At 41.5% G+C, this 12,663-nt stretch carries 11 protein-coding genes and 1 other annotated feature; of the genes, 5 read left to right on the forward strand and 6 right to left on the reverse strand.

Annotation, left to right across the window (positions count from 1 at the left end; genetic code table 11):
- The first annotated feature begins 39 nt into the window (after window positions 1-39).
- Window positions 40-1,176 (forward strand): HAD family hydrolase, encoded by a 1,137-nt coding sequence (locus QZ995_RS02305; protein ID WP_301802511.1) that lies wholly within the window; start codon window positions 40-42, stop codon window positions 1,174-1,176.
- A gap of 212 nt (window positions 1,177-1,388) precedes the next feature.
- The gene (locus tag QZ995_RS02310; RefSeq protein ID WP_301802513.1) at window positions 1,389-2,654 is read left to right on the forward strand and encodes an MFS transporter; all 1,266 of its coding nucleotides are present in this window, start codon (window positions 1,389-1,391) and stop codon (window positions 2,652-2,654) included.
- Window positions 2,655-2,800: 146 nt separating this feature from the next.
- On the opposite strand, the gene QZ995_RS02315 is transcribed toward QZ995_RS02310, so the two are convergent.
- From QZ995_RS02315 to QZ995_RS02340, 6 genes are all read right to left on the reverse strand, one after another.
- Complete coding sequence (locus tag QZ995_RS02315) at window positions 2,801-3,079, reverse strand: hypothetical protein (protein WP_301802515.1); 279 nt, start codon at window positions 3,077-3,079, stop codon at window positions 2,801-2,803.
- Window positions 3,080-3,095: 16 nt separating this feature from the next.
- A complete protein-coding gene (locus QZ995_RS02320; protein WP_301802518.1) occupies window positions 3,096-4,376 on the reverse strand; it encodes an ArsB/NhaD family transporter in 1,281 nt (426 codons plus the stop codon).
- 130 nt (window positions 4,377-4,506) lie between these two features.
- Window positions 4,507-6,096, reverse strand: a complete 1,590-nt coding sequence (serA, locus tag QZ995_RS02325; protein ID WP_301802521.1) for a phosphoglycerate dehydrogenase — start codon at window positions 6,094-6,096, stop codon at window positions 4,507-4,509.
- Window positions 6,089-7,243: a pyridoxal-phosphate-dependent aminotransferase family protein gene (locus QZ995_RS02330; protein ID WP_301802523.1), complete on the reverse strand. Its 1,155-nt coding sequence runs from the start codon at window positions 7,241-7,243 to the stop codon at window positions 6,089-6,091. Before QZ995_RS02330 ends, serA begins: the two co-directional genes overlap by 8 nt.
- Window positions 7,244-7,351: 108 nt before the next feature.
- Window positions 7,352-7,591, reverse strand: a binding site (T-box leader).
- A 410-nt stretch (window positions 7,592-8,001) separates the two neighbouring features.
- Window positions 8,002-8,211: a ferredoxin gene (locus tag QZ995_RS02335; protein WP_301802525.1), complete on the reverse strand. Its 210-nt coding sequence runs from the start codon at window positions 8,209-8,211 to the stop codon at window positions 8,002-8,004.
- Between the two features lie 114 nt (window positions 8,212-8,325).
- Window positions 8,326-9,252 (reverse strand): hypothetical protein, encoded by a 927-nt coding sequence (locus QZ995_RS02340; RefSeq protein ID WP_301802526.1) that lies wholly within the window; start codon window positions 9,250-9,252, stop codon window positions 8,326-8,328.
- Between the two features lie 104 nt (window positions 9,253-9,356).
- Between QZ995_RS02340 and QZ995_RS02345 the strand changes: the two genes are divergently transcribed.
- From QZ995_RS02345 to QZ995_RS02355, 3 genes are read left to right on the forward strand one after another with little or no spacing between them, the layout of a single operon-like run.
- A complete protein-coding gene (locus tag QZ995_RS02345) occupies window positions 9,357-10,469 on the forward strand; it encodes a helix-turn-helix domain-containing protein (RefSeq protein WP_301802529.1) in 1,113 nt (370 codons plus the stop codon).
- Window positions 10,454-12,076, forward strand: coding sequence for a RecQ family ATP-dependent DNA helicase (locus QZ995_RS02350; RefSeq protein ID WP_301802532.1), 1,623 nt, complete (start codon window positions 10,454-10,456; stop codon window positions 12,074-12,076). The genes QZ995_RS02345 and QZ995_RS02350 overlap by 16 nt, the downstream gene beginning before the upstream one ends.
- Window positions 12,073-12,663, forward strand: a complete 591-nt coding sequence (locus tag QZ995_RS02355) for a CPBP family intramembrane glutamic endopeptidase (protein WP_301802534.1) — start codon at window positions 12,073-12,075, stop codon at window positions 12,661-12,663. The genes QZ995_RS02350 and QZ995_RS02355 overlap by 4 nt, the downstream gene beginning before the upstream one ends.

Raw genomic sequence — 12,663 nt, forward strand, 5'->3', positions numbered from 1 at the left:
GAGAGTAAGATGGATGAGAGAATGGAGTGTTTTTTGGGGATGAACAAAACGATTTTATTTGATGTGGATGGTGTATTTCTAAGCGAAGAGAGATATTTTGACGCCTCTTCTCTGACCATTTGGGAAATGCTATTTAGCGAAAAATATTTCGGAATAGAAGGGCAAGATTTTGGGCCGGCTCCTGAGGAAAAGGTGATTAGACGTGTCCGCACCGAGATTTTTGCAAATGACCAAGTGCTGACCTTTCTGAAGGCTCAAGGCATTAACTCTAACTGGGATATGGTGTACTTAGTTGTTTCGTACCATCTTATTTGCCTTGTTGCAAAATTACAGGAGATGAAGGAAGAAGAAGTTCGTGAGCTGTTAACGAATCAGATTGGGCGAGCAGAGATTAAAAACATTCAAGCTTTGCTGAAAGAAGCAAAACTTTCCTTTGTACCTGACTATGCAGCTTTTGTTTCAGATTTCGCAAAAGGAAATGTAGAGAAGAGTGAAATGCTACTCTATCTCAACCAAATCGCTTATGAAAAATGCGGAATAACAACGAACATTTTCGCGCGTACCAGCACGCTGTGGGAACTATGTCAGGAGACATTCCAAGAATGGTATCTGGGCGACGGGCTGATTGCTGATTCCATAGGCAGAGCGGCCCATCAGCCAGGGAAAAGAGGATTTTTGTCCGACGAAATTCCGATTATTGAACCAGCCGTTATGAGAGAAGTGCTACAAGGCTTACGTGATCGTGGGTATCGTTTGGGAGTAGGTACAGGACGTCCTTCAATCGAAACATATGTCCCACTAAAAGAGCTTGGTATTTTAGAGTTTTTTAACCCGGATTGTATTGTAACAGCCTCGCATGTATTGGAAGCTGAACAGCAATTCCCAGAAACCGCCCCACTCTCCAAGCCTCATCCATATTGTTACTTTCAAGGTTATTTGACGAGAGGAAAAGGTGTTTCCGCCGCGCTTTCCTGCCAGCTAACAGAAGAAGAACGCAAGAATTTGCTAGTTGTTGGAGATTCTGTTGCTGACTTAATGGCTGCTAGATCAATTGGTTGTCAGTTTGCAGCTACTTTAACTGGGCTGACAGGAGAGGAAGCACGGGAGAAATTTGAAAAAGCGAATGCAGAATTTATTTTGCGTGATGTAAGCGAGATTGCAAAAATCGAGTTTTAATCGAATTTTTGATTGAGAAAGAGCATGTGAGCAACTACGGTTGTTTTCATATGCTTTTTTCTTTTTATAATAGACAATAAAAAATGGAGACATTTACCTCTAATAATGAAACTAATAAAAGGAATAGTAAAAAAAGTATGTGCTAAGGGAGGAAAAAACCGCATGATCATCATCTCCATTGTTACTTTTGGAAAGGTTATTGGCTAATAAATATGGAAGACAAAAAAACATGGGACCTTATTTCTGTGGCATCCATTCCTTTAGTCATGACACTGGGTAATTCTATGCTTATTCCAGTTTTGACCATAATGGAAAAGAAACTCGGTATTTCCTCTTTGCAGGCCAGTATGCTTATTACTGTGTATTCTCTGGTAGCCATTCTACTTATACCGCTAGCCGGTTTTCTATCAGATCGTATGGGGAGAAAAACAATCATTATACCGAGTTTATTGATTGCTGGCTTAGGGGGACTGCTTTCAGGCTGGGTTGCTTGGAAAATGACTAATCCTTATATGATGATCCTATTCGGTCGTACGTTACAGGGAATAGGAGCAGCTGGAGCGTTTCCTATTGTTATGCCATTAATAGGGGACATGTACCGGAATGACAAGGAGGTTAGCTCCGGTCTAGGTCTCATCGAAACATCCAATACCTTTGGTAAAGTGCTATCTCCTGTATTAGGTGCTTGGTTAGCTTCGGTGATCTGGTTTTTACCTTTTTTTGCAACCCCTTTCTTTTGCCTACTTTCTCTTTTACTAGTAGCTTTTTTTGTGAAAGCGCCAAGAGAGAAAGAAAAATCTAAAAGCTTTGGCGAATATAAGAAGTCCATTCGGGCTATTTTTCATGCAGAAGGGCGTTGGCTGTATGCGGTATTCGCGATTGGATGTATCTCCATGCTTGTATTATTTGGCGTGCTTTTTCATTTATCGTCGGTGCTAGAGGATCAATATAAGTGGGAAGGCATAAAAAAGGGGCTTGTGCTAGCCATACCATTAGCTGCCCTGTGTTTCGTATCCTATGTGACAGGGAAAGTAATTGGTGAAAATAAACTGTTGATGAAATGGTTGTCCTCTTCGGGAATGTTGATCCTGTTAGGCAGTATGGTTTGGATTAGCTTTAGTCAGCCGCATAACCTATATCTGTTCCTCATTCTTTTATGTGCCGGTGGGGCAGGGATAGGGGCAACGCTGCCCAGTTTAGATGCTCTGTTGACGGAACGCTTTGATAAAGCAGAGCGAGGAACCATTACAGCATTGTACAATAGCGCGCGGTTTGTTGGAGTTGCCGTAGGACCGCCTTTATTTGCTTATTTAATTGCATTTTCGCATCGTTTATTATTTTTGACGGTAGCGGGAATCTGTTTAGTGGCAGTAATCCTTTCCTTATTTGCCATTAAACCAGAAGGGACAAAGAGCCAAAAAGAAGATAGAAGCTGCCAGTCAAGTATTAGAGGTAGGAAGCGTAAAGTAAAAACGTAACGAGCAGAGGAATAGAAGATACGTAGTGTAAAAAAACAAGTGTTCATATGGTTTAGTTGATAAATTTCAATAAAAGCCAAGGCGATGGGAATTCCTTCCTAAGCACTTGGCTTTTATACTGCGGAATACATTTTTTGGGATTCCTGTTACTCGTTCCAATGCAGCGATTCTAGACAATGAAAGCGGAAGGCTTCCGTTAAAAATTTCAAATAGTAATCATTGCGAACGATAATTTCAAAGACTCCTTGCTGATCGGTATAAAATAATGCGTCTGTATAGTCCTTATCGTTGTTTAGATAGTTACGCAATTCTTTGATACGATCTCGCATTTCCTCCGATTTTATTTCTACACGAAAGGTAACATCCTTCTCGTTAGGGGTTTCTTCAATGCGGATGGTTGTTTCATTATACGTATACGTAATCATGATTCTTCCTCCTTTTTTATATGAAATAAACTAAATACAGGTAGAGATTAGACATCAAGATGGAAAGGAGCATGAGCGGGAAAGCGATCTTCATGAAGCCGAGAAAGGTAATGCGGTAACCGTCCTTCATGGCCAATCCAATCACAATAACGTTAGCACTAGCGCCGATCACCGTTCCATTTCCACCTAGACAGGCTCCAAGTGATAAACTCCACCAAAGCGGTTCTATATTTTCTATACCCAAATGGCCTAACCCCTTAATCAAGGGTATCATCGTCGCTACAAATGGAATATTATCGACGAAAGCTGATGCTATCGCACTTAACCAGAGAATCAGAAAAGCTGAGCTCATAGCCTCTCCACCTGTTAGTGACATAACTTTCTTCGCCAGTAAATCAACTACTCCTGTTTCTACTAATCCACCAACCAAAATAAACAGCCCTACAAAGAAAAACAGGGTTGTCCATTCTATCTGTGACAAGGCATCCTCTAAATAATTTTCTCCAGTTATTAATAATAAAAAGAATGCACCTGTTAAAGCGATAGAAGCTGTTTCCAATCCCAGCAGATCATGAATAACAAAGCCTGTGATGGTAAGACCTAGTACAATCAAAGATTTTACTAGTAATCGGATATCGGTCAGCTCTTCCTTTTCATTCAGTTCCATAATTTTGTCTTGCAGGTCTGGAGTTGTCACTAACTGCTTACGAAAAATGAAATACAATAAAGCAAGTGTTGCGAGCATAATGAGGATAACGATCGGAGCCAGATTTGTTAGAAAAGCCATGAAGTCTAGGTTGGGAACAGCACTGCCGATCATAATATTGGGCGGGTCGCCAATTAATGTTGCGGTGCCTCCAATATTAGCGGTTAAAATTTCACTTATCAAATAAGGAATGGGGTTTACTCTAAGGGAATGAGCGATACTAAAAGTAATAGGAACAATCAGTAAGACAGTGGTTACGTTGTCTAAAAAAGCGGAAGCCAGCGCTGTAATCAAGCTAAGGTAGATCAGAATCACGGCGGGTCTGCCCTTCGCTAATTTAGCAGCTTTAATCGCCATATACTTAAAAAGGCCAGTTTGAGAAGTGATGGCTACTAGGATCATCATGCCAATCAACAGCCCAAGTGTATTAAAATCAATGTAATGAAGCGCATGTTCTTGGCTGACGATGCCTGTTATAATCAGCAGGACAGCGCCAACCATTGCAATAATGGTCCGGTGAATTTTCTCACTGATGATACATGCGTACGTGAAAAGAAAGAACGTAAGCGCAAGACAGGCCTGGCTGCCCATTCTGATTTCCTCCCAGCCTTTTTGTATATGCTTGAAATTTATCTTTTGGGGAAAACAGCCAAAAAGGCAGAATCTCTACCAGTTTGGCTGTTTACAGGTTTATCTATACTTTACCTGGATTCTTCTATTGTTATAACTCAATTTGGGTTACGCTAGAGATTTCAAGAGATTGACCTAGTTCATCCAAGAGCTCAGCGCTGAGTGGTTTATCAACTGTCAGCATCATAATGGCATCCCCACCTACATCCTTGCGACCGACCTGCATGGTGGCAATATTGACACCATTTTGTCCAAGCACGCTGCCAACATAGCCAATAACACCCGGACGGTCATGGTGCTGAACGTACAGGAGGTAGCCTTGAGGCTGTACATCAATGGTGGATTGATCAATTTTGACAATTCGATCACCAAAGCCATTTAAACGCGTACCAGCAATCGTTCTTGTCTCTAGATTGGAGCGAAGTGTCACGGTAATTAAATTGGTAAAACCACGAGATATTGTTGATTTTTCTTCCGTTACCGAGATATCCCGCATTTTTGCTAGGTAGGGCGCATTAATGTAGTTAACTTCGGCACCTAGTCGATAAGCTAATAAGCCTTTTAAAATCGTGCGAGTTAATGGAGAGGTGCTCATCTCAGATAATTCGCCGCTATACGTAATTTTCACTTCTTGCAACGCACCGATTGTTAGTTGAGCTAAGAATTGTCCCAATTTTTCTGATAGGGAGAAGAAAGGCTGTACTCGTTCCATTAAATGAGCGTCTACAGTAGGTAAATTAACTGCATTTTTGAAAGTTTGATTACGTAATGCTTTGAGTAACTCTTCGGATACATCAATTGCAACGTTCTCTTGGGCTTCCACAGTAGATGCCCCTAGGTGAGGAGTTGTAACAACTCGTGGATGACCGATCAATGGATTATTGACAGGTGGCTCTTCTTCATATACATCAAGTGCAGCTGCAGCAATTAGTCCGTTATCTAATGCATGCAACAAAGCCTTTTCATCAATGATTCCGCCACGCGCACAGTTAATCACCCGAGTGGTTGGTTTCATTTTAGCGAACTGCTTGGCGTTTAACAGATGCTTGGTCTCTTTCATTAATGGAGTATGCACGGTGATAAAATCTGCTTGTGTAACAATATCATCTACAGTACCGTTTGTTACACCAAGCTTTTGAGCGCGTTCGTCTGTCAAATAAGGATCGTAACCGATAACGTTCATCTGAAAAGCCTTTGCTCGCTTCGCTACTTCAGAACCAATTCGACCCATTCCAATAATTCCTAAGGTTTTATTGTGAAGCTCTACACCCTGAAAGCTTTTACGGTCCCATGCTCCATCAACCAATTTTTTATGAGCTTGAGGAATGTTGCGAGCCACAGCCATAAGCATTGCAAAGGAGTGCTCAGCCGTGGATATTGTATTACCGTCTGGTGCATTGATAACTACAATCCCTGCTGCCGTGGCTGCATTAATATCAATATTGTCGACACCAACACCTGCACGACCAATTACCTTTAGTTTCTTAGCAGCATGTATGACTTCAGCAGTCACCTGTGTTTGACTGCGAACTAATAAAGCATCATATTGCTCGATAATCTCTAGTAATTCATCTGGAGATAGAGCTGTTTTTTGTTCAACGATCACATCCTGTGCGTCCAGCAATTGCTGAATACCTTGTTCACTTAATGGATCACTTATTAATACGCGAAATTTATCCATGCTGAATCAATACCTCCTGAGCCGCTCGTACACCGGCACCTAATGTTATTTCGTAACCAATCTGTTGCAAAGAGATTTCAATGAGTGAAATGACTGTCAATACGTCCTGCGGATCACAATAGCCCATATGACCAATCCGGAAAATCTTTCCTTTTAAATGCTGCTGCCCACCAGCAATGATCACATTATATTTGGTGCGCAATATTTTACGTAGCTCCTCAGCATCAAATAAATCGCCAGGATCTACGGATGTAACAGTAGGAGAGGCGTAAGCATCCTCAGTCATTAACGGTAATCCTAAAGCTCTCATGGCAGCCCGCGTCATATTTTTCATAAGCTCATGGCGAGCGAATACCTGAGGAAGCCCTTCTTCATCGAGCATTGCTACTACTTCCTCTAATCCAAAGACAAGGGATACGGCAGGGGTATAAGGAGTTGTCTGATCTGCCATGCTTTTTCGATAAGCCTTAAGATCAAGATAGAAGGCTTGTGGAGTGATCTGTTCAATACGTTTCCAGGCCTGTTGGCTAACGGCAATAAAAGCAAGTCCAGTAGGCAGCATAAAGGCTTTTTGCGAACCTGTTACAACGATATCCAGACCCCATTCATCCATTTCGCAAGGCACAGCCCCTAAGCAACTGACCGCGTCTACAATAAATAAAGCGTTGCTATGCTTTTTGACGACCTTCGATAATTCAGGTATTGGATTTAAGACACCAGAGGATGTTTCGCAATAGGTAGCAAATACAGCTTTTGCCATCGGATGCTGTACGAGAAAATCTTGCAAGAGTTCAGGGGTAATTGCTTCTCCCCAAGCAACCTCCAGACGGTGAACTTTGATTTGATACCGTTCGCAGATTTTTGCGAATCGTTCGCCAAAAGCGCCGCTAATCGTGACGATTGCTTCATCCCCGGCTTGCAAAGTATTAACCACGCTCATTTCCAAAGCGCTTGTGCCGCTTCCGGCAACGACATACACTTGCTGAGCTGTACCGAAAACCGGTTTTATTTTCTCAGCTACGTCAGAAAGCATTTGAGAAAATTGACCACTGCGATGACCGATCATGGGACGGTTCATTGCTTGCTGCACACGAGGTGGGATTGGGGTAGGGCCAGGTATACGTAATATGATTTTCTCTTTAAACATGATTCTCATCCTCCTAAATATCTCTATGGCTTCTTTACTTGTAGAAATTTTGTCTTTTGAGCATATAAAAAAACTTCTCAGCCTCCCCACTACAAATCACATGATGTAGTGAGGGGCGAGAAGTTATATTCGCGGTACCACCCTCATTTGTTCTTCTTTTCGCAAAAAAGAACCTTACCAGGTAACAAGACCTGAGAGATAACGGATCATCCGTTCAAACCTACGACCGCAAGCGGGCTGGGTTTGCCAACTCGGAAGTGCTCATCTCTTAAAGGAATCACCGGTTCGCAGCACCCACCGGCTCTCTGAGGATTTCCTGTAAAAGCATCTCTTCGTCAAAGTTGTTTTGTATGTAGCTGTTAAAGTTAGAATTTACTTTATCACCGTACAACAGTAGCGTCAAGAAGAAAAATTGAAAAAGAAAGAACATTGCTTTTACGTACTGTCACTGTTGTTCGTAAATAAGTGGAGGAGATACATAATCTTGTTGTAAAAACAGGTGAATGTACGGTTTTTGTAATATGAAGAAAAAAGAGGCAAATGATAGAAATTAATAAAAAATGAGAGATTGTTCAACCGAGGATAAGAGAGTCAAAAATGAAAATGTTATGGATAAATATTCGGATTTTAGCAAGCAAGCTTTGTTTAAAAAAAGAAAATTTTATTGAGATAAAATAAGATTTGGACAGAAGAAAAACCACCCATACTGCTAAAGCAGAGATAAGTGGTTTTGGTCTTCCTTATTTGATTGCAATCGATTATTCGTCGATTTTAATAGAGTCAGTTGGGCAACCGTCTGCTGCATCACGAACGTCATCGTGCAGAATCTCAGGGATCTCAGCAGTGTTTGTATTGTCGTCAATCGTGTTGAACGCCAAACCTTCATCGTCGTAATCAAATACATCAGGAGCTGTGGCGCCACAGGCCCCACACGCAATACAGGTATCTTTATCTACCCATGTAGTCATTATGGTTTCACCTCCTGCCCCTTGATAGTACGTCCAGCTTACACAATTATTGTATAATTACTTTATGCCGATTACAAGAATGAATCGCGTCCAAATATGTACCTAGAACACGATTTATTTATGATAAATCGGCACTTCAGGCAAGGTGAGGGCAGGGTAGATCTTCTTGTTTAATTGTACAAAATCTCCAGCATGTACCCCATTGCTTGCAATCAATACATTAACACCAAACGGGATGTTTTTCCAGCCTAATTTCACTGTCTCTTTATTTTTTATACGAGCATCGATAGAAGCCGTCAAATCCTGAGGGTAGAATTGAGGTATGCTTCTAATATTCTCCATATATCGTGCAGATATGTAATTGCGATAATGAAAAGGCAGTGTATCCCATGCTGCAAATGTCAGCGAGGTAATATCGACATCACCGATAGAGTGTTGTAGTACATAGATTTGTTCCCACATAGCAATTGCATGATAAAATTTTGTTTGAGCTTGTAAATATTCTGATTGAAAGTCTTTGGCATGACGCAGGGCAGCGATGTCTTCGGAGGAGTAGTGACTGCCTTTCGTGTCTGCCATGGCTTGCGTTAAACTATTATGTAAGGTATGCAGGCTTCCAAGAAATTGATTTTTAGACGAGACCAACAAAGGAGAACGCTCACTGATATATACTTTTTCTAGCTGTTTGATTTTAGTCTCTACGACTTGTTTGAGTTGGTTATGAACTCCTTTTTGTTCTTGCAATGTTTTTCCCTGTAAGTTGGCTACATAATAAAAATAGTCTGTTTGAAAAGTGCTGAGTGGTTCATAAAAGCTGTAGTAATAATGGGTGAAATCTTGCTCGGGGTATAGTTTCTTTTCACGAATGAGTTTTTCCTGATTATGTGTTTGTTGTGTTAATTGCTGGAGCTGGGTCAGTTGTTCATTCATTTTCGATTGAACTACATTTGCTCCCCAAAAAAATCCGACAACCAAACATGTTAATGATAAGATAATCATGTATGTAACAATGTACTCGTGCTTGGACAAACGCTTTGTCATAGGTAATCCCTCCGTCTAAAGCAAAAACATTACAATCAATTTTTGTCACTGATTTCATGATAAAATAAATAAATTAATCAAACGTGAAGGAGAAACTTTGATCCATGGAGGAACAAGATTTCCAATTTTTTGAATCCCTCGTATTGAAAGGTCTAGCTGTGTTGCAAGGGGAACGTACTCCTCAATCTCTCTACTACATGGTAAAAGGACGTAAAGCTAATCAAGTATGGCAGGATGTGAATAATTTTAACCTCCATTCCTATTATCGGCTTTTCCCTTGGATTACAAGAGGGCTGTGGGAGCAAATCATCCAAAACCTCATGGAAAAAAAGTGGGTCTCAAATACTAATACAGCGCAAAAGGATGGTATATCAAGCTTTAAGCTCACTCAATTGGGGAATCAACAACTTTGTGAACAAAATAAAACCTATCAATTGGAGCGGTGGTTATCTGGAATTAATGGGATGTCGATAACGGAGCAAGCAACGTTATTTCGCTTGCAAACCTTGCTCATGGTTCAAACGATTTCACAGCTTTTGCATGACAACTCTCATTTTTCGCCGATTGTGCAAAATAAAGAGATTCAACGTAGAGTCAAGCAACTGCTGGCAAAGCCGGATGACCGATCGGCATGGCTTAATGGATTGGCAGACGAGCTCTATCTGTTTCTGGATATGCTTGAGCCTACGTTGCAGCAGCAGTTTTTTTTGCAGTGGACGGGAGCTTCACAAGTAGGCCTCACAGCTCGGCAAATTGCCTACCAATTTCGTGAATCCTGTCTATTTACGGAGGTAAAGCTGTTGTCGATTTGGAGTAGCTTGTATTGTGAGGTAAAGGAGAACAAATCAGGTCGATTCCCATTATTACAAAGACTATGTCAGCTTCAACCAGCACAAAAGCCGCCAATTAGTATGAGCGCTTGGGAAACATATAACATGCTTCAAAAGGGTATGACGCTTGAAGAGGTTGCTTCTAGGCGCGCCATTAAGTTAAATACCGCAGAGGATCATCTGATTGAAGCTGCTTTAAAGGGTCTGCCTTGTAAGTATGGTCGTTTTGTGAGCGAGCAGCAAATTCAATTCGTTCATGAAGCAAGCGATCGATTACATACAAAGCGATTGCGACTGTTAAAGGATGAACTGGGCCATGACTACAGTTATTTGCAAATACGACTGGCTTTGGCCCTTAGAGGAGCGTCAGCATGGAAACAAATATGAAAAACATTCGTCTTATCTTGCAACAGTACTTTGGTCATGCCGCGTTTCGCACAGGACAAGAGGAGATTATTAGTCGAATCTTACATGGGGAAAATGTGCTTGGCATCATGTCTACAGGTGGTGGAAAATCGCTAACGTACCAGGTGCCTGCATATGTGCTGCCTGGTATCACACTTGTAGTATCCCCGCTCATTTCCTTAATGGTCGATCAGGTTCAGCAATTGTTAAAAAACGGACATCGGCTAGCGACATACATAAATAGCTCCTTGGATCGTGATGAAATTCGCTTGGTAATAGATGAGCTGGAAGCGGGGAAATACAAGCTTGTCTATATTTCCCCAGAAAAATTGCAACAACCTTCGATTATTCGGCTCCTCCAAAAAAGAGGTGTGTCCTTGGTAGCGATTGACGAGGCACATTGCATATCACAGTGGGGCCATGACTTTCGCACGGATTATTTGAAATTGCCGTCTTTGATTAAAGCATTGGGAGAACCTCCTGTGCTAGCTGTGACGGCCACTGCTACTCATAACGTGGCGCAAGAAATTGCTGATCTGTTTGACATTGCTTTAGATAATCAAATCCGTTTAAGTGTAAATCGTTCTAACATTGCCTATGATCTCTATCCAGCCAGCGATGAGGCGGACAAAAAAACACGATTGCTTGCTCAATTGCGTGAATGTCAAAAGCCGGGCATCGTATACTGCAGTACAAGGCAAGCAGTAGAACAACTCGTCTTACTGTGCCAGCAAGGCGGAATTCAGCGGGTAAGTGGCTTTCATGGTGGAATGAACCCGATGGAGCGTATTTTGATTCAAGAGCAATTTATTGCAAATCAATTAGATGTGATTATTGCTACGAATGCATTTGGAATGGGAATTGACAAGCCAGATATCCGCTTTGTTATTCACTATCATCTTCCTGCAAGCATAGAGGCTTATACACAAGAGGTTGGACGCATTGGACGTGACCAGCAACCTGGATATGCTTGTTTGTATGTACAGGAAGAGGATGTGCATATTCACCACCGTCTTTTCCAAAATGAATATCCAACAGACGAAGAATTAGTTGCCTTTTTAGAACTGCTACCTAACTCAGTTCATCGAGCTGATTCTCACGCTCTCACCAGAGAGGGCCATGAGCAAAAAATCACACATGAGGAACTTTTTGCCGCTATTGGCATTGGCGAAAATGTAACAAGGCTCCTATTTTACTATGCACAGGAAGCAGGAGCGGTTCATAATGTTCAACTGGGAAAAAACGGGTATACCTACTGGGTTCAACCGCATGACCCCAAGCTCGTCTATGGTACAATGAAGCAACGAATACAGCTAGTAAAGCGTTCTAAATATGCGAAATTAGGGACTATGCAGGAGTGGATTCAGACATCTGGTTGTTATCGCGAAGCGTTGCTAGCCTATTTTGGGGAGAGGCTGGTAAACAAACCAGAGTCGTGCTGTAGAACCTGCGGAATCAACAGAGATCTTTATCACGAGTCTGCAAAGCAGAAAAGGATTACTCGTGAAGCAATCTGGAATCTTCAGGAAGCCGTGGAGCGATTGTTGCCCCGTCAATCGCCAAATGAAGGAGGTTCCGCTTCGTTGTGAGTAGAAACAATAAGCTAGATCAGTTAGATGACCGTACGCTGCTACTTAATCTGTGGCTCACACAAGGGATTGCTCTTTTGATTGCCTTATTAGGGTCATGGTTTCTTTATACGAAAACAGAATTATGGCAGCTTTTATTTACGATGCACCCTTCTTATCTTGGCTATGCTGTTCTTTTGATTGTCCTTGTTGTGGCTAGTAATATTATTATTGAAAAAACAGTTCCGCCAAGCTGGGTAGATGACGGCGGGATAAATGAACGGATTTTTCATTCCCTTTCGATTCCAACTACGTTTTTACTCTGTGTAGCTGTAGGGATTAGTGAGGAATGGCTTTTTCGCGGTGTAATTCATGAATTGATCGGTAATGTGTGGACAAGCATACTCTTCACAGCTATTCATTTTCGATACTTGCAAAAACCCATTCTCATTGGAATGGTATTTCTAACTAGCTATTTACTGGGCGTACTTTTTACCTGGACCAATAGTCTGATCACAGTTATGTTTGTTCATGCTACTATCAATTTCATTCTTGCTTTATTTTTAAAATATAAGTCAAGATCAATACATTCACAGAAAGATATGTAA

This window comes from Brevibacillus laterosporus (assembly GCF_030489605.1).
GTDB lineage: Bacteria > Bacillota > Bacilli > Brevibacillales > Brevibacillaceae > Brevibacillus_B > Brevibacillus_B laterosporus_E.

Coding starts and splice junctions, on each gene's coding strand:
- QZ995_RS02320 (WP_301802518.1), bottom strand. CDS start 4,376: ATGGGCAGCCAGGCCTGTCTTGCGCTTACGTTCTTTCTTTTCACGTAC.
- QZ995_RS02310 (WP_301802513.1), top strand. CDS start 1,389: ATGGAAGACAAAAAAACATGGGACCTTATTTCTGTGGCATCCATTCCT.
- QZ995_RS02340 (WP_301802526.1), bottom strand. CDS start 9,252: ATGACAAAGCGTTTGTCCAAGCACGAGTACATTGTTACATACATGATT.
- serA (WP_301802521.1), bottom strand. CDS start 6,096: ATGGATAAATTTCGCGTATTAATAAGTGATCCATTAAGTGAACAAGGT.
- QZ995_RS02335 (WP_301802525.1), bottom strand. CDS start 8,211: ATGACTACATGGGTAGATAAAGATACCTGTATTGCGTGTGGGGCCTGT.
- QZ995_RS02305 (WP_301802511.1), top strand. CDS start 40: ATGAACAAAACGATTTTATTTGATGTGGATGGTGTATTTCTAAGCGAA.
- QZ995_RS02350 (WP_301802532.1), top strand. CDS start 10,454: ATGGAAACAAATATGAAAAACATTCGTCTTATCTTGCAACAGTACTTT.
- QZ995_RS02315 (WP_301802515.1), bottom strand. CDS start 3,079: ATGATTACGTATACGTATAATGAAACAACCATCCGCATTGAAGAAACC.
- QZ995_RS02345 (WP_301802529.1), top strand. CDS start 9,357: ATGGAGGAACAAGATTTCCAATTTTTTGAATCCCTCGTATTGAAAGGT.
- QZ995_RS02330 (WP_301802523.1), bottom strand. CDS start 7,243: ATGTTTAAAGAGAAAATCATATTACGTATACCTGGCCCTACCCCAATC.